Raw genomic sequence first — 16,184 nt, forward strand, 5'->3', positions numbered from 1 at the left:
GATTAAAAGTAATTAATTTTAAACTACAAAAAAAGCGCTGCAAAGCAAAAACTTTACCAGCGCCCTTTATAATTCTTAATTATTCAGCAGTATTTTCTTCAGCTTCAGTTTCTTCTACTTCAGCTTCCTGTTTACCCTGCTTGCCAGCAAGTACTGCATCAGAAATAACACTGGTGATCAATTTGACAGCTCTAATAGCATCATCATTACCAGGAATGACATAGTCTATTAAATCTGGATCACAGTTTGTATCAAGAATTGATACAATTGGAATATCCAATTTTATTGCTTCAGAAACAGCAATATCTTCTTTTCTGGCATCTGTAATAAAGATTAAATCTGGTAAACCATTCATATCTCTAATACCACCAAGGAATCTTTCGAGTTTATCGTGCTCTTTATTAAGCTCGATAACTTCTTTTTTAGGAAGGACTTCAAATACTCCGTCTTCTTCCATTTGCTCGATTTCTTCCAGACGATCAATTCTTTTTTTGATAGTATTATAATTTGTTAACATACCACCTAACCAACGCTGATTAACATAAGGCATTCCGCATCTTTCAGCTTCTTTTTTTACAGTTTCCTGCGCCTGACGTTTAGTTCCAACAAAAAGAATTTTTTTACCTTGAGCAGCCTGTTCCTTGACAAAATCATGTGCTTTATCAATTAACTTAACAGTCTGTTGTAAATCGATAATATAGATTCCATTTCTTTCAGTGAAAATATATGGTTTCATCTTAGGATTCCATCTTTTAGTCTGATGACCAAAGTGAACACCCGATTCGAGGAGTTGTTTCATATTAACAACTGACATAACTCCTGCACCTCCCTTCTGGTTTTAGCCTCCGACAGCATCTTCTTTAAATACAACTGTAAAAACAGCACCAATATTTAAATCAACTGCCGTGTGTATTTTGCCACAAAAAAGTATACCATAGAACCATTTAATAATCAAGTCTTTTTATAAATACTTTTAAAAATAGCTAATTTATGCTTTTAATTTTTCTAATTCATCTAATAAATTATTATTGAGAACTTTAATATAAGTTCCTTTCATTCCTAAAGAACGTGATTCAATCACACCCGCACTTTCAAATTTACGTAATGCATTAACGATAACTGATCTTGTAATACCAACTCTATCAGCAACTTTACTTGCTACTAGTAAACCTTCTTCTCCATCAAGTTCTTCAAAAATGTGCTCAATAGCTTCTAATTCTGAGTAGGAGAGAGTGTCAATGGCAATTTGAACTGCAGCTTTTTTGCGCGCTTCTTTTTCAACTCTTTCACTACGAGCTCTTAAAATCTCCATTCCAACTACAGAAGCTCCATATTCGACTAACACTAAATCTTCATCTGTAAATTCAGATCCATATCTAGCCAGAACAAGAGTTCCTAATCTATCTCCACCGCCAATAACAGGTACAATAGTTGTTAATTTGTCTTCAAATAGGCAATCTTCACCATCAGAAAATACACAATCACCATGTTTTTGCTCAATATTAGATTTTGTTTCTCTAATTCTTAGCAAACCTTTATTATATTCTTCCGGAAATTCACCATGATCGATTACTTCTTCTTCCATGATATCACATTCAAAATCATCAAGCAGGCTATATCCTAAAATTTTACCTTTTTTGCTAGTAATATAAACATTACATTGAACTGCTTCTTTTAAAACATATGCCATATCAGAAAAATCAACAGCATTACCACCTGTTCTCTGTAATAAACGATTTATTTTTCTACTTTTTTCTAATAAACTACCCATTATTATCTCCTCCATGTTCGGTTTTAATTTTCAGTTATTAAGTTTAATTTATAAAATATATTTACTTAAGTCTTTATCAGCTACAACATCTTTTAATTTTTCATTTACATATTCTAAATCAATTTCAATTGTTTTTTCATCCATCTCTGAAGCATTGAAAGAAAGATCTTCTAATAATTTTTCCATTATTGTATGAAGCCTTCTAGCTCCAATGTTCTCTGTTTCTTCATTAACATCATAAGCGAAAGAAGAAATTTCTTCTACAGCTTTTTCGCTAAATTTAATTTCTATGCCCTCTGTATTTAAAAGTGCTTTGTATTGCTTAATTAAAGAGTTTTGCGGCAGTAATAAAATATCTTGAAAGTTTTGTCTGCTTAAACTAGCCAGATTAACTCTAAGCGGGAATCTCCCCTGCAATTCTGGAATTAAATCGGCAGGAGAAGCAACATGAAAAGCTCCAGCTGCAATAAATAAAATATGATCTGTTTTAACAGACCCGTGTTTTGTAACAACTGTTGAACCTTCTACAATCGGCAAAATATCTCTCTGCACGCCCTGCCTCGATACTTCAGGACCAGATCCCGATTCTCTGCCGGCAATTTTATCAATTTCATCGAGAAATATTATACCATCTTCTTCTACTTTCTCAATTGCTTCTGCTTTTACTTGTTCCATGTCAATTAATTTTTGGGCTTCAGCATCTTTTAAAATTTCCTTTGCCTGAGCTACTTTAACTTTCTTGCTTTTCTTTTTATTAGGAAAAATATTACCTAGCATATCCTGAAAGTTAATTCCCATTTCTTCAACCCCTGAACCAGAAAATACTTCCATCATCTGGGGAGCAGTTTCTTCAACTTCAATTTCAATTAATTGCTCATCAAACTTGCCGGATTCAACTCGTTTAAACATTCTTTGTCGTCTAGCTGCAGTTCTTGCATCTAATTCATTACTTTTTTTATTTACATCATCTACCAGGTTAGAAAAATATTCTTCATCTTTATTTTTCTGAGTAGGAAGCATTGCATCTACTATCCTGGAAATTGCCATTTTTTCAGCTTCAGACTCAACTTCTGCTATTTTATCTTCTTTAATCATTCTAATTGCAGATTCAGTGAGATCTCTCACCATTGATTCTACATCTCTTCCTACATAACCTACTTCAGTAAATTTAGTTACCTCTATTTTTATAAAGGGAGCCCTGGCAATCTTAGCCAGTCTTCTGGCAATTTCAGTTTTTCCAACTCCTGTTGGACCAATCATTAAAATGTTTTTCGGAATAATTTCCTCTTTCATTTTAGGATCAACTAATTTTCTACGATATCTATTTCTTAACGCAATAGCAACTGCTTTTTTAGCCTCTTTTTGGCCTATTATGTATTTATCAAGTTCAGTTACTATTTCTCTGGGAGTTAATTGTTTTTTATTCACTTGCGTCTGGCTCACCTCCTGCTAATTCTTCAACTACGATATTATTATTGGTATAAATACAAATAGAAGCCGCTATTTGTAACGCTTCTCTGGCAATATTTCCTGCCTGCAGCCCCTGACTATGATTAGTCAAAGCAGTAGCTGCTGCCCTGGCATAAGGACCACCAGAACCTATAGCAGTAATATTGGCATCTGGCTCAATTACATCGCCATTACCTGAAATTATCAGAATTTCATCCAGATTTGCAACAATTAGCAAAGCTTCAAGTTTTCTTAAAATTTTATCAGTTCGCCAGTCTTTCGCTAATTCAACAGCAGCTCTTTGCAGACTACCGTGATATTCTTCAAGTTTAGCTTCAAACTTTTCAAATAACGTAAACGCATCAGCAGATGTACCGGCAAAACCAGCTAAAATTTTTCCATTATATAGTCTTCTAACTTTTTTGGCTGTACCTTTCATAATTGTATTACCTAAAGTGACCTGGCCGTCACCAGCCATAGCCATACAATTATCATGTTTAACAGCAACTATTGTAGTTGCTTTAAAGTCTGTGATTGACAATTTAGAACCTCCTTTACTTATAAGCTTATTTTTTAAATTGTCACATGATTCAAAATATTTTATTATATTTATTTTATATATTACCACAATCAAACTAAAAAAGTCAAGTTTTAGCTATTTATTTCACAATTTTTTTAATAATATAATAAAATAGTTAATAAAAATCTATTTTAAATAATCAGTGACTGGAAATCTCTGGAGAAAACGCTTTCTTAAAAAGCATTTTCAAACTTATATAAGTTATAATAATTATTATTTTAAAATACAAATCTTAATTTCCAGTCTTAATTATCAGTCTTATTAATCAGCTTTTTCAATATGTCCACACTCTTTATTTGTACATTTATAATGCTTTCCCTTTGCCTTAGTTGTCTTTTCAACCATTAAACTTCCACAATCAGGACAAGGTTTTTTAACAGGTTTGTTCCAGACCATAAAGTTACAATCAGGATAATTACTACAGCCATAGAAAGTTCGGCCTTTTTTGGTTGTTCTTTCAATAATCTCCCCATCTTCACAATCAGGACAATCAACACCTGTCTTTACCAAATAGGGTTTAGTATTTTTACACTCAGGATAGCTGGAGCAGGCCAAAAACTTGCCATACCTACCATATTTAACTACCATAGGACTGCCGCATTTTTCACATACTTCATCTGTTTCTTCAACAATCTGAATTTTTTCCATGTTTTCTCTGGCATTTTCCAGGCGCTCAAAGAATGGTTCATAAAAATCTCTTAAAACCTTTTTCCATTCTTCGCTGCCATTTTCTATTTCATCAAGCTGTTTTTCCAGACCAGCTGTAAATTCTACATCTGTAACATCTGGAAAATATTCGCTTAATAATTCAGTTACAGTTTCTCCTAATTCAGTCGGTTTTAAATATTTACCTTCTTTTTTTACATAATCACGCGAAACTATAGTAGAAAGAGTTGGTGCATAGGTACTTGGTCGACCAATTCCTTCTTCTTCCAGAGTTTTTACCAAACTCGCTTCCGAATATCTCGGCGGTGGAGTTGTAAAATGTTGTTCTGGATTTGTTTCAGTTAAATTATAAATATCCCCTTCTTTTAACTTAGGAAGATCTATTTCATCTTCTTTTTCTTTGCCAGTTAAAATAAGATGGCCCGGGAATAATAACCGTGATCCACTTACCCTAAATTTATATTTATCTGCAACTAAAAACTGCGCTGAAATACTTTCGTAAAGCGCTGAACTCATCTGACTGGCAACAAATCTTTTCCAAATTAAATCATATAATTTATATTGATCTTCACTTAAAAAGGATTTTATACGAGCTGGAGTTCTTTCAGTATCAGTTGGTCGAATTGCCTCATGGGCATCCTGAGCATTTTTATTGTTTTTGCTTTTTCTTTTACTGCTGCGCAAAAACTTTTCACCGTAATTTTCTAAAATATGGTCGTGTGCTCCGGCCTTAGCTTCTTCTGACAGTCTTGTACTATCTGTTCTAATATAACTTATTAAACCAACTGTTCCTGAACTGCCAACATCAATTCCTTCATATAATTGTTGAGCCAGATACATGGTTTTTTTGGCACTAAAATTAAGCAAACTGGAAGCGCGCTGCTGTAAAGTACTAGTTGTAAAAGGTGCTTTAGGGTTACGACGTCTTTTCCTTTTTTTAACTTTGATTATTTCAAAATCTTGCCCTTTTATTTCAGCAATTATTTCATTTACAGCTGCCTGATTTTCCAATTTATATTTTTTGTTATCAATTCTATATAAATCAGCTTTTAAATTTTCTTTATCTTTTTGCAAAGTAACTTCAAGACTCCAATATTCTTCTTCATCAAAATTTCTGATTTCTTCTTCGCGAGCACAAATTATTTTTACTGCAACAGACTGAACCCTACCTGCACTCAAACCTTTTCTTACTTTTTTCCATAATAAAGGACTCAAACGATAACCAACAAGTCTATCCAAAAGTCTTCTTGCCTGCTGAGCATCAACAAGGTTTTTATCAATGGTTCTGGGATTTTTAATTGCATTTTTAATTGCATTTTTAGTTATTTCATTAAATTCAATGCGATTATTTTCTGCTTCAGACAATTTTAAAGCATGTGATAAATGCCATGAGATCGCTTCTCCTTCGCGATCAGGGTCAGTTGCAAGATAAACTTCTTTGCTTTTTTTAGCAGCTTTACGCAGCTTATTTAAAGTTTTACCTTTACCTCTAATTGTAATATAATTTGGTTCAAAATCATTTTCAAGATCAATGCCTAACTTACTCTTGGGAAGATCAATTACATGTCCCATTGAAGCTTCAACTTTATAGTTCCTACCCAAAAATTTCGCAATAGTTTTAGCCTTAGCTGGTGATTCAACTATAACTAAATTTTTACTTGTTTTTTTTGCCATTAAATTTATACCTCCAGTAAACTTTTATTGCCTAGTTTACCCTTTGATATTTTAAAATACTACTATTAAATTCAGCAATTTCATCAGATATTAAGTAGAGTGTCTCATTATCCTCAACAACATCATTAATAATTTCCCAGACCAGATCAGGTTTGAGTTCATTATAAACTGCAAAATTCATCATTCTAAATATTATAATTTCTAATTGGTCAGCACTTAAAATTCCTAATTTATTTAATTTAAGAATCAGTTTTCTAACATCATTATCAAAATATACTTTTTCAGTTTTAGTAAAAACTCTATTATAACCACTCTTCATGGCATAATCTATATAAAAATCCTGATCACCTGCTGTAATGACTTCGTTAAAAACAACTGTAAAAGCTGCTTTAATATTCTCGATACTATAACCACTATCTTCTAGTTCAATGATAATTTCATCCTGTTCTAACCAGAGATCCTGGTCATTCAACATTTTCTTAATTAAAATACTCAGTATCTCAATAACATCTCTATTCATATAATTCAGGCTTTTTCGCCCGATATACTCCTTTCAAAATAAAAATCTTTAACTAGTATATTATTATATTGGTTTAATTAGATTTTGTAAACCCTTAAAATGATATTTTTTACCTTTTAATCTAATTATAATCTTTAATAACTGTAACTTCAGTAAAATTTTATCAACTTTTCCACTCGATAAACCACTATATCTTAAAATATCATCATAGTATAATTCTACTTCATGTTGAAATAATTTTAAAATCTTAATTTCATCTTTATCTAGGTCTGGGTAAACTTCATTTAATTCTTCTTTGCTTGTTAAATAATTATCATCAACTATTGTCCTTGATTTTAAATAATCAGTTAAATAGTCAATAATATCTTCAATCCCGGTGAAAATTGCTGCCCCTTTTTTTATTAACCTATTTGAGCCAACTGCAGTTGGTCGATCAATATTTGCAGGAACAGCCATAATATCTTTACCTTGATCGAGGGCATAATCAACAGTAATTAAAGTTCCACTTTTCGCTCCAGCTTCAACTACTAAAACTAAATCTGCCAGTCCACTAATCAAACGATTACGGCGAGGAAAATTAGCTGGTTTAGGAGCAACAGCAGGATTAAATTCAGTTAATAAAAGCCCTGAATGAGCAATTTTATTAAAAATAAGTTTATTTTGCGATGGATAGATATAATCAAATCCATTCCCTAAAATAGCAGTTGTAATACCTGAATCAATACTTAAAGCACCTTTATGGGCAGTTACATCAATTCCAGCTGCTAAACCGCTAATTATATTTATCCCTCGCTGAGCTAGAAGACTGGCAGTTCTAAAAGCAACTTTTCTACCATAAATTGTAGAATTTCTAGCTCCAATTATAGCAACTGCTGGCAGCTGAAAGTTTATTTCACCACGATAAAATAAAACTGGTGGAGAATCATAAATTTCTTTTAATTTTGTAGGATATTCATCTTTTAAAATTGTTAAAATATTTATAGAGGATTTTTTTAAACTTCTACTAAGCAGTTCTGGTTGAAAACTATCTCTATTTTTTAGTAAGACTTTTATTTTACGTTTAGTTAAACCTATTTTCTGTAAAGACTGATAATTTAACCGCCATAATTCTGCTAAAGAATTGGTCTTTTCTAATAAATTTAAAATAGTGATCGGGCCAAATCCAGTTAAGTTATTGAGAAAAACTATTCGCAGATCTTCTTTATCCATTTTTTTCCTCCTTAATTTTAAAATTATTATATATCCATTTATTGTAAATTTCAACCTGTTTTCGTCTTTACTTAAAGGAATAATTAAATTATTCGAGAAAATAATAATATGGATTTAATTTAAATAACCTATTTAAATAGCAGTAAAAGGGAGGTAATCTATGCTCAGATCAACTAAATATAATACGATCCTTTATTTTCTAAGTATATTAAGTTTTATTATTGGATTTATAATTATTATTCCTTTATTATTAGCAATTTATTTTAAAGAGGGGCAGCAAATATATCAAGCTTTTTTTTATTCAATAATTATTGCTATTTTAATTGGTTTATTACTTAAATTACCAACTAAAAAAGAAAAACTTCAGCTTGATTTGTCAACTTCAATGATTCTTTGCACTTTAGGCTGGATATTAGTTTCATTGTTAGGTTCACTACCTTTTATAATAGGTCTCAATAAAACATTTATTGATGCCCTTTTTGAAGCAGTAAGTGGTTTTACTACAACTGGAATTACTGTTTTTACTGGACTAGATTTTATGCCAAAATCTATTATTTTCTGGCGTAGTTTAATTCAACTCCTGGGTGGATTGGGAATTTTGACTTTCTTTTTATTGATATCTTCAAGAGCAAAAGGACAGACCTGGCAGCTATTTAGTGCAGAAAGTCATAAAATAAATGTAGCTCGACCTGTTCCAAATGTTTTTAAAACTGTTAAAATACTGTGGCTAATCTATCTGGGTTTTATGCTGCTAGAAACAATTATTTTAAAATTCCTTGGTTTATCATTCTTTGATGCCATGACTCACAGTTTTACTACTCTTTCTACAGGAGGATTTTCTCATTATGATGCCAGTATTGCTTATTTTAGGAACCATAACTACAGTCATTATATTTTAATTGAATATTTGTTTATATTATTTATGTTTTTAGGAGGAGTAAACTTCTTGCTCCATTATAGATTTTTTACCGGTGATTTTAAAAATATAAAAAACAATAATGAGTTAAAGTCATTTTTAAAAATAATTATTACAAGCAGTTTATTTATAACTATTATTATAATAATTTTAAAAACAGCAGTTAATATTCCTTTAGAAGAAAAATTTCGAGATAGTCTTTTCCAGATAACATCAATTATTACAACAACTGGCTTTGGGACAAAAGATATCAATTCTGCTTTCTTTCCAGCAGCAGCCAGGCAAATATTTTTAGTTTTAATGTTAATTGGCGGCTGTGTAGGTTCAACTTCTGGTGGAATAAAAATAATGAGAATTAATATTTTGACTAAATTATTTAAGCGTGAAATTAAAAAAATATACTTATCAGATCAAGCTATTTTGCCTGTTACACTTGATAATAAAATTATAGAAAATGATGAAATTAATAAACTAGCAGGACTTTTTTACTGCTGGTTGATTATTATAGTTATAGGAGGAGTTATTACTTCTATATTTTCTGACTTAAATGGCTGGCAGTCCTTTTCAGGAATGTTTTCAGCTATGGGAAATATTGGACCATTTTTTTTCTCAGTAGAAAAAATGGCTTCTCTTTCGCCAATAATTAAACTTACTTATATAATTGGTATGTTAGCTGGTAGATTAGAGATTCTACCAATTATAGTTATCTTCAGCCGTAAAACATGGGAGTAGTTATTTAAGTAATAAAGGAGGAAATAATAATGTATATAGTTATTGCTGGTGGTGGGATAGCTGGGCGTAACTTGACCAAAAAATTAGTCCAGAATCATGATGTAATTGTAATTGAAAAAGAACAAAATGTTGCTGAAAAAATCTATAGTCGTTATGGAGCAATCACTATCTTGGGAAGTGCAACTAGGATTGATATTTTAAGGGAAGCAGGTATAGAAAAATGTGATGTAGCAATTGCAGTGATGAGGGATGACGCCGCTAATTTATCTTTTGCCTTATTGGCTAAAAATTTTGGAGCTGAGAAAATTTTAGTTAGAATGAGAGAGCCAGAATATAAGCAGGCTTATCAAATGGCTGGTGCTACTAATATTGCTGCAACCATGGAATTAATGGTTGATAGCTTTGTCACAGATATTGAAGAACCAGAGGTTAAGAAAGTTGCTTCTCTTGGCGATGGAAAAGCTGAAGTATCAATTCTAACTATCCCTAAACAATCAAAAATTGCAGGGATGAAAATTTCAGAAGTTGTCAGTCAGCCTCATTTCCCTGAAAACTGTGTGATTGCTGGTATTTATGATAAAGCACAAGATAAATACATTGTCCCCCGGGGTAATAAAGAAATTTTTGTTGGTAATCAAGTTTTTTTAGTAGCTTCTAAAGAAGATATGAAAGAAGCAGCTAAAATACTTCTAGCAAGTGAAAGTAATAATAAATTCTGGCAGTTAAAAAACAAATCTCAATCTTGATTTAAAAAACTGTTAAAAATTCAAATTTTAAGTATTAAAAACCTGAGTAATTAAAATAATTACTCAGGTTTTGATATTTATTAATAAATTTATTTAAAATAAAATTTAGATTAATAAAGTTCTATTTCAGCTGATAAAGAAACATTAATTTCTACATCTTCCTTAGCCAATGGAACTTCTGAAAATTCCTGACTATTATCTGCCCTACTGGCTGATTTCATTAAATTAACCCGATAAATATTTTGGTTACCAAAATTAATTTCTTTAATTCTATAATTTTCTTTACCTAAATTATCAGCCATAAACTTCGCTTTTTCTTTCAGACTATTAATAGCCATTGTTGTTACTTCATTTAGAGCTTGATTATTATCTCTTAAATCATAATTTAAACTCACTACTCTATTAGCTCCTGCATTTAATAATTGAGCAATTAAGACAGGCAATCTATCTAAATCAGAAGTTGTAAATTTAATCTGATTTGTCACACGATAATAGACTGTCTTTTGATCATTATCATTATATCTTGTATAAGGATAAACTCTATATTGATCAGTAGCAACTTTTTCTAAATCATTACTTTCCAGCAAAGCCATTAAATTATTAACAACTTTGTTATTAGCTTCTACTGCTGTTGCCTGAGAAGCACTTTCATTTTCAAATCCAATTACAACATCAGCTATTTCTGGTACATATTCTTTTGTCTGGTTAATACTCAAATTTGTCTTAATAGTATCTTCAGCAGAACTTAAATTATTATTTAACTCTGCTGTCTGTTCTTGACCAGCTGGATTATTAAAATATAAACCATTAACTACCAGAACTGATAACAAAATTAAGGCAATAAAGACTAATAATAAACCAATATTTTTATTCATTTAAAATCCCTCCATTTTTACTTTTCTATATCTTGCTAAATAATAAAGATATCTTATAATTTAAATATAAACTAAATTAATTACCAGCCTAAGAAATTTAAAAAAATTAGCCGATTAATTATATATTTCTCATAAAAAAGTTAAAATCCTCTATTTAAAACTGCTTTTTTAAATTTGACAAAGAGTTTATTTATTATCTCAAAAAAATTCCAGCTCACAAGTTATTTTAAATCATGTAAAGTAAATGATATTTTAGTAAAACCACTTGTTTTTAATAGATCTATTAATTTAATTATTGCCGCAAATTCAGTCTTCTGATCAGCATAAATCTTAACATCTAACTTATCTTTCTGATTTAAATTTGCCAGAACCTTAATTAGCCCGGAACTGTTATAAGAATGTTTTTGATAATAAATAACATTATTTTCATCTAGAAAAAAATTTAAATAATCATTATTAACCTGTTCTCCAAACTTCGCCTGAGGAATTTCTATCTGATAAACAGATTCTTCCCCCTGTAAAGTTGAGGCGGCAATAAAAAAAATTAATAATAAAAAAACAACATCAATTAAGGGAGCTAGATTAAAAAGTGATTTTTCAGGTTTAGGCTGATACTTCATTAGTAGTCAGCTCCTCTTCAAATTCAGGCAAATCGGACTCAATTTGTTTACTTAAATCTATTTTCTTTTTAAAGTATGCTTCAATTTCTAATTCTAGATTTAATAACTGATTACGTAATTTTTTAATTTTAGCATAGTAAAAATAATAAAACCCTGCAGCTGGAATAGAAATTAATAAACCAGCAGCAGTAGTAAATAAAGCCTCATAAATTCCAGTAGCAAGCTGTTCAGGATTAATATTGCTAGCCAAAATTTGAAATGTTTTAATCATCCCAGTGACAGTGCCTAATAAACCTAGAGTAGGACTTATCTGAGCTAAAAAATATAAAAGTCCTAATCCCCTTTCCAACTCTGGCAGCTTTTTTATCTCTTCTGCTTCCAGATAAAGTTTAAATTCCTGCCAGGTAATTGGTTTTTTCTTTAAAACCTGACTGTAAATAGCTCCAGCCAGACCCTGTTTTTTTAAATAGTCACCTGGAGATAGCTGTTCAGATTTTTTAAAATAAAAATTATTTAATAAGACTAAATAACTATTTTTTTTTAGCTGCCGATAATTAAGTAAAAAAAACAAGCCTCTTTCTATAATAATAAATATAGTTAAAAAAGCTGTTATCAAAAGTGGATATGCAGTTAAACCTGCTTTAGCTATAAATTGACTTAACATTATTTACCTCCATTCATTCCAACTTAAAAGTAATTGGTATTTTAACTTTTACAGTAACTTTTTGCCCGGAAAGTTGAGCTGGCTCAAAAACTATCTTATTAGCTGCCTCTAGTGCAGCCTGATCAAATGCAGTGAAACCAGAACTTTTAGCTAACTCTGGCTTAATAGCTTGACCAGTCTTATCAATTATCAAACTAATAATTACAGTTCCCTCTATATTTCTTTTTTGTAGCTGTACAGGATAAGCTGGTTGTTTAAATTCTAAAACAGTTGGTTTCTGTATTGCACTATTTTGATTGCTAGTTAAGTCATATACTTTTGAAGCTTGATCGGTAGATGATTTAGACTTTTGATTAGTTTTAGCAGCAGTTGAATTTAACTTTACAACATCAGATTTGAGCTCTTTTTTAAACTTATATTTATCATTCAATTTATTTTGCTGTTTTTTTACTATCTCATTATCCGGCTCAAGATCATTTTTATTTTGCTGATTAGTCTGATCTTTTTTCAACTCTGCTAAATATTGAGCAAGGTCAAACTTTTGAGAGTCAGTTTTAGCTTTATCCTTTTTAGCCTGGCTAATTTTGGTTTCAGTTTTATCATCAGCTTGCAGTTTTTTTTCAGGCTGCTTAATTGCTGAGCTTAGCTTTGAATTATTAGTTGTTTTTTTCTCAGATTTGTTAATTTTTAATTTATCGCTATTAGGCTCTGCTTCTTTATTTATTAATTCAGCTGAATTAACAGAAGTCATCTTTGCTGGTGCTTTTTGCTGCTGGCTGGAGTTAGTTTTGAGTGGCATTTTATGTTCAACTTTAGCTGAATTATTTTCAGGTTGTTTAATTAATTTCTTTTTATCTGTTTTAGTTTTCTGCTGAATCTTATTTGCCTTTGATAATTGGAGCTGTAATTTAAGCTCTAATTTTATTGAATATTTTTCTGCTGTCACTAATAAAGAAAAAGAATTTTTTTCTATCAATAAAAAAATAAACAGAGATAATAATAAAGCTACTATATAGATCAACTTATCTTTCTTCATTATTATCTCCTTTCTTTAACTAAGCTTAAAAAGTAGTACTTAAGTTAAACATAAAATTTCTTCCAGGCATTGGATAGCCATTATTAATCTGGTAATCCCTGTCAAATAAATTATCAATACTTATTTTGAATTTATAATTATTATTAAATAACTGAATTTGTTTAATAATATTTAAATTACAAATTGTATAATTATCTAGATCATCAACTCTGCCACTTACATGACTTATTTTAAAATTAATTGAATAATTAGCTGGCTGATAAATTAAAATCAGATTATTATAATTTTGATCTTCAAGTAATCGATCTGTGTTTTTATCTCTACTATCTAAATAAGTATGCTGATACTCAAGTTTAAACTTATCAGTTAAAGATTTACTTAAGTTAAGTTCTATTCCATCTGCTTGAGCCTCATCGACATTACTAGGGCGCCAGATTTTATCATCTTGAGCCGCCCAATCAATTAAATTATCTGATTCTCGCCGAAAAAAACTAAGATTTAAGCCAAATGAATTATAATTAGACTTATAACCAATCTCATATGATTTCGACTCCTCAGCCTCCAGATCAGAATTCCCTTCTGAATATTTGGTTTTAGGCCAGTATAAGTCATTAAAAGTAGGTGTTCTGTATGCTTCCCCATAACTAAAGAAAAGATTATTATGGCGATTTAATTTATAGACCAACCCAATCCGGGGACTCGTTGCTGAACCAAATTTTTCATGATCATCATATCTTAAACCCGCATTAACAGTTATTCTTTCTGCTAACTTAATTTTATCATTTAAATAAACTGATTTAGTTACAAAATCATGCTTACCATTATCACTACTATCAATTTTATCTTTATTATATTCAACTCCATAACTTAATGTGTTTCTAGCAAAGTATTGAATTTGATTAAGATTGTAGCTTAGTTCTTTTGTTTTATGATCTGATTCACCAGAAATTGTTGTATCCTCATCATAAATCTGATTCTGGTCTTTATAATAAATTACTAACTCCGTATCTTTATGGGCAAGCTGATTAAGCAGTTTGAGCTGATAAGTATTTCTTTTAGTTTCTTGTTCTGCCTCAGGAGTTGGGGTACTGATAGTACCTGGTATATCTTTTTGAGAATCATGATAATTTAATGCAAAAAGTAGTTTAGTATTAGGTGTTAGTGATCTGTTAATTTTAGTGCTTAAAAAATAACGATCTAGCTCATCATGATCAGTATCATCTCTAAATCCAGCTGAATTAAGGCTGCCAAAAGAAAATACTATATCCCCTTTATTTAGTCTAGTTCCATAATTAAAAGAAGTCTGATAAGTATTAGCAGAACCCATCCCTAAAACAAGTTCTGATTTTTGCAGATCTGCAGCAGTCTTAGTAATTATATTAACTACACCCCCAAGAGCGTTGGCTCCATATACTGCAGAGGCTGGACCTTTAATAATTTCAACCTTTTTTACATTACCTAATAAAATCTGTGCTAAATCAAATTCACCGTTCTGACTACTATTTATTTTTTGACCATCAAGTAAAATAAGGACCTGACTAGCACTTGAACCTCTGACATGAATTGTTTTTTGACCACCAGGCCCACCATTATCTTTAATTTGAATTCCAGCGCTATTTTTTAATAAATCACCTAAATTATTAGCTTGACTATTAGCTATTTGCTCCTCATCAATAATTTCAATGTTAATTGGAAGATCAAAACTATCTTCCTGATAACGATTTGCTGTTACAACTAATTGCTCCAGTTCCATAATTTCTGCTGCTGCTCCACTTACAGATACAATTAAAATTAAAATTGCTGTAAGCATGACTAAAAATAATCTTTTAAACATTTTACTCCTCCTTGTTTTTGGTCTTGCTCACAGCCAAACTTCGATAAAGACTAACCCTATTATAAAATAAAAAACACCCTACATTATTGCGGGTGCTTAATTAATAAATTAGCCCACAACCAATCCTGTCTCGAAGATGGCCGTTATCTCTCCAGGCAGGTCTCCTGACTTTAGCAGCAATAATTATGACTACCAATTAACCTTCCCTGTAAATTATATACAAGTGGTTTTAAACTGGTTAACTGCTTAACAGTGGCGGACCCGTTCAGGAATTTCACCTGATTCCCTATTATCTTCTTTAATTAAGAAGCACCTAAAAAGAAAACATTATTCACTTATACTACTATTATTTCTGGTTTCAACTTAAAAAACCTCTATTTTTGCTTAAAAAAACAGTTCAAACTTAAATGTTCTTTTATTAATTAAATTTAAAAAATTTAATTAATAAAAGAGGTATTTCTATTTTTTTACATAATTATATAATATATCCTTTAAATAGAGGTGATAAATTTGGCTTTTCATAATAAATTGGGGAAATTGGGTGAACAAATTGCCTGTAATTACTTATTAAAAATGAAATATTCAATTATTGAACAAAATCATAGAAATAAATTTGGCGAAATTGATATCATTGCCCGGCAGAAAAATCTACTTATTTTTGTAGAGGTTAAAAGCAGAAGTTCAGAGGAATTTGTTAATTTAAATTACAGCCTTCGCAAACAGCAAATAAAACATCTCAAAAAGGCTGGCAGCTATTACTTTATCGAAAAAAAACTTAAGCTTTTAAATTATCGCTACGACTTAATTCTGCTTAAAATAGATTGCAAACAAAAACAAGTCACTAAATTTAGCCATTTAAAAAATATAATCAATTAAAATTTATATATTATGG

15 protein-coding genes and 1 riboswitch are annotated in these 16,184 nt (G+C 30.6%); of the genes, 3 read left to right on the plus strand and 12 right to left on the minus strand.

What is annotated here, in order from left to right; all coding sequences use genetic code 11:
• Positions 1 to 79: 79 nt before the first annotated feature.
• The 7 genes from rpsB to dprA form a co-directional block, all read right to left on the minus strand.
• Positions 80 to 814, minus strand: a complete 735-nt coding sequence (gene rpsB / locus BMZ74_RS01485) for a 30S ribosomal protein S2 (RefSeq protein WP_089858538.1) — start codon at positions 812 to 814, stop codon at positions 80 to 82.
• 174 nt (positions 815 to 988) lie between these two features.
• Positions 989 to 1,771: a GTP-sensing pleiotropic transcriptional regulator CodY gene (gene codY, locus BMZ74_RS01490; protein WP_089858543.1), complete on the minus strand. Its 783-nt coding sequence runs from the start codon at positions 1,769 to 1,771 to the stop codon at positions 989 to 991.
• A 48-nt stretch (positions 1,772 to 1,819) separates the two neighbouring features.
• Positions 1,820 to 3,199 carry an ATP-dependent protease ATPase subunit HslU gene (gene hslU / locus BMZ74_RS01495; RefSeq protein WP_089858546.1) on the minus strand — a complete coding sequence of 460 codons (1,380 nt, stop codon included), beginning with the start codon at positions 3,197 to 3,199 and terminating at the stop codon, positions 1,820 to 1,822.
• Positions 3,192 to 3,761: an ATP-dependent protease subunit HslV gene (gene hslV / locus BMZ74_RS01500; protein WP_089858549.1), complete on the minus strand. Its 570-nt coding sequence runs from the start codon at positions 3,759 to 3,761 to the stop codon at positions 3,192 to 3,194. The genes hslU and hslV overlap by 8 nt, the downstream gene beginning before the upstream one ends.
• Before the next feature lie 300 nt (positions 3,762 to 4,061).
• On the minus strand, positions 4,062 to 6,140 hold the full coding sequence (gene topA / locus BMZ74_RS01505) for a type I DNA topoisomerase (protein WP_089858551.1): 2,079 nt from the start codon (positions 6,138 to 6,140) through the stop codon (positions 4,062 to 4,064).
• Positions 6,141 to 6,171: 31 nt separating this feature from the next.
• Positions 6,172 to 6,660, minus strand: a complete 489-nt coding sequence (locus BMZ74_RS01510; protein WP_089858554.1) for a DUF494 family protein — start codon at positions 6,658 to 6,660, stop codon at positions 6,172 to 6,174.
• 63 nt (positions 6,661 to 6,723) lie between these two features.
• Complete coding sequence (gene dprA / locus BMZ74_RS01515) at positions 6,724 to 7,869, minus strand: DNA-processing protein DprA (RefSeq protein WP_089858557.1); 1,146 nt, start codon at positions 7,867 to 7,869, stop codon at positions 6,724 to 6,726.
• Positions 7,870 to 8,029: 160 nt separating this feature from the next.
• Between dprA and BMZ74_RS01520 the strand changes: the two genes are divergently transcribed.
• Entirely contained in the window at positions 8,030 to 9,517 is a 1,488-nt protein-coding gene (locus tag BMZ74_RS01520; protein WP_089858561.1) for a TrkH family potassium uptake protein, read from the plus strand.
• Between the two features lie 29 nt (positions 9,518 to 9,546).
• Entirely contained in the window at positions 9,547 to 10,263 is a 717-nt protein-coding gene (locus tag BMZ74_RS01525; protein ID WP_089858564.1) for a potassium channel family protein, read from the plus strand.
• 110 nt (positions 10,264 to 10,373) lie between these two features.
• On the opposite strand, the gene BMZ74_RS01530 is transcribed toward BMZ74_RS01525, so the two are convergent.
• The 5 genes from BMZ74_RS01530 to BMZ74_RS01550 all read right to left on the minus strand — a co-directional run bounded on the left by BMZ74_RS01530 (position 10,374) and on the right by BMZ74_RS01550 (position 15,292).
• Complete coding sequence (locus BMZ74_RS01530) at positions 10,374 to 11,138, minus strand: SIMPL domain-containing protein (RefSeq protein ID WP_089858566.1); 765 nt, start codon at positions 11,136 to 11,138, stop codon at positions 10,374 to 10,376.
• Between the two features lie 221 nt (positions 11,139 to 11,359).
• Positions 11,360 to 11,758 (minus strand): ExbD/TolR family protein, encoded by a 399-nt coding sequence (locus tag BMZ74_RS01535; protein ID WP_089858569.1) that lies wholly within the window; start codon positions 11,756 to 11,758, stop codon positions 11,360 to 11,362.
• Positions 11,742 to 12,422 carry a MotA/TolQ/ExbB proton channel family protein gene (locus tag BMZ74_RS01540; RefSeq protein ID WP_089858572.1) on the minus strand — a complete coding sequence of 227 codons (681 nt, stop codon included), beginning with the start codon at positions 12,420 to 12,422 and terminating at the stop codon, positions 11,742 to 11,744. The genes BMZ74_RS01535 and BMZ74_RS01540 overlap by 17 nt, the downstream gene beginning before the upstream one ends.
• A gap of 13 nt (positions 12,423 to 12,435) precedes the next feature.
• The gene (locus BMZ74_RS01545) at positions 12,436 to 13,458 is read right to left on the minus strand and encodes an energy transducer TonB (RefSeq protein ID WP_089858575.1); all 1,023 of its coding nucleotides are present in this window, start codon (positions 13,456 to 13,458) and stop codon (positions 12,436 to 12,438) included.
• Positions 13,459 to 13,483: 25 nt separating this feature from the next.
• Complete coding sequence (locus tag BMZ74_RS01550) at positions 13,484 to 15,292, minus strand: TonB-dependent receptor plug domain-containing protein (protein ID WP_089858578.1); 1,809 nt, start codon at positions 15,290 to 15,292, stop codon at positions 13,484 to 13,486.
• Positions 15,293 to 15,429: 137 nt separating this feature from the next.
• Positions 15,430 to 15,624: riboswitch (cobalamin riboswitch) on the minus strand.
• Between the two features lie 196 nt (positions 15,625 to 15,820).
• On the opposite strand from BMZ74_RS01550, the gene BMZ74_RS01555 reads away from it, so the two are divergent.
• A complete protein-coding gene (locus tag BMZ74_RS01555; RefSeq protein WP_245750777.1) occupies positions 15,821 to 16,168 on the plus strand; it encodes a YraN family protein in 348 nt (115 codons plus the stop codon).
• The last annotated feature ends 16 nt before the right edge of the window (positions 16,169 to 16,184 follow it).

The organism is Halanaerobium salsuginis (genome assembly GCF_900114545.1).
GTDB classification, from domain to species: domain Bacteria; phylum Bacillota; class Halanaerobiia; order Halanaerobiales; family Halanaerobiaceae; genus Halanaerobium; species Halanaerobium salsuginis.

What these genes read in the sequence shown, in the direction of transcription:
- rpsB (WP_089858538.1), bottom strand. Translation starts at nt 814, where the DNA reads ATGTCAGTTGTTAATATGAAACAACTCCTCGAATCGGGTGTTCACTTT.
- codY (WP_089858543.1), bottom strand. Translation starts at nt 1,771, where the DNA reads ATGGGTAGTTTATTAGAAAAAAGTAGAAAAATAAATCGTTTATTACAG.
- topA (WP_089858551.1), bottom strand. Translation starts at nt 6,140, where the DNA reads ATGGCAAAAAAAACAAGTAAAAATTTAGTTATAGTTGAATCACCAGCT.
- BMZ74_RS01510 (WP_089858554.1), bottom strand. Translation starts at nt 6,660, where the DNA reads ATGAATAGAGATGTTATTGAGATACTGAGTATTTTAATTAAGAAAATG.
- dprA (WP_089858557.1), bottom strand. Translation starts at nt 7,869, where the DNA reads ATGGATAAAGAAGATCTGCGAATAGTTTTTCTCAATAACTTAACTGGA.
- BMZ74_RS01520 (WP_089858561.1), top strand. Translation starts at nt 8,030, where the DNA reads ATGCTCAGATCAACTAAATATAATACGATCCTTTATTTTCTAAGTATA.
- BMZ74_RS01525 (WP_089858564.1), top strand. Translation starts at nt 9,547, where the DNA reads ATGTATATAGTTATTGCTGGTGGTGGGATAGCTGGGCGTAACTTGACC.
- BMZ74_RS01530 (WP_089858566.1), bottom strand. Translation starts at nt 11,138, where the DNA reads ATGAATAAAAATATTGGTTTATTATTAGTCTTTATTGCCTTAATTTTG.
- BMZ74_RS01535 (WP_089858569.1), bottom strand. Translation starts at nt 11,758, where the DNA reads ATGAAGTATCAGCCTAAACCTGAAAAATCACTTTTTAATCTAGCTCCC.
- BMZ74_RS01540 (WP_089858572.1), bottom strand. Translation starts at nt 12,422, where the DNA reads ATGTTAAGTCAATTTATAGCTAAAGCAGGTTTAACTGCATATCCACTT.
- BMZ74_RS01545 (WP_089858575.1), bottom strand. Translation starts at nt 13,458, where the DNA reads ATGAAGAAAGATAAGTTGATCTATATAGTAGCTTTATTATTATCTCTG.
- BMZ74_RS01550 (WP_089858578.1), bottom strand. Translation starts at nt 15,292, where the DNA reads ATGTTTAAAAGATTATTTTTAGTCATGCTTACAGCAATTTTAATTTTA.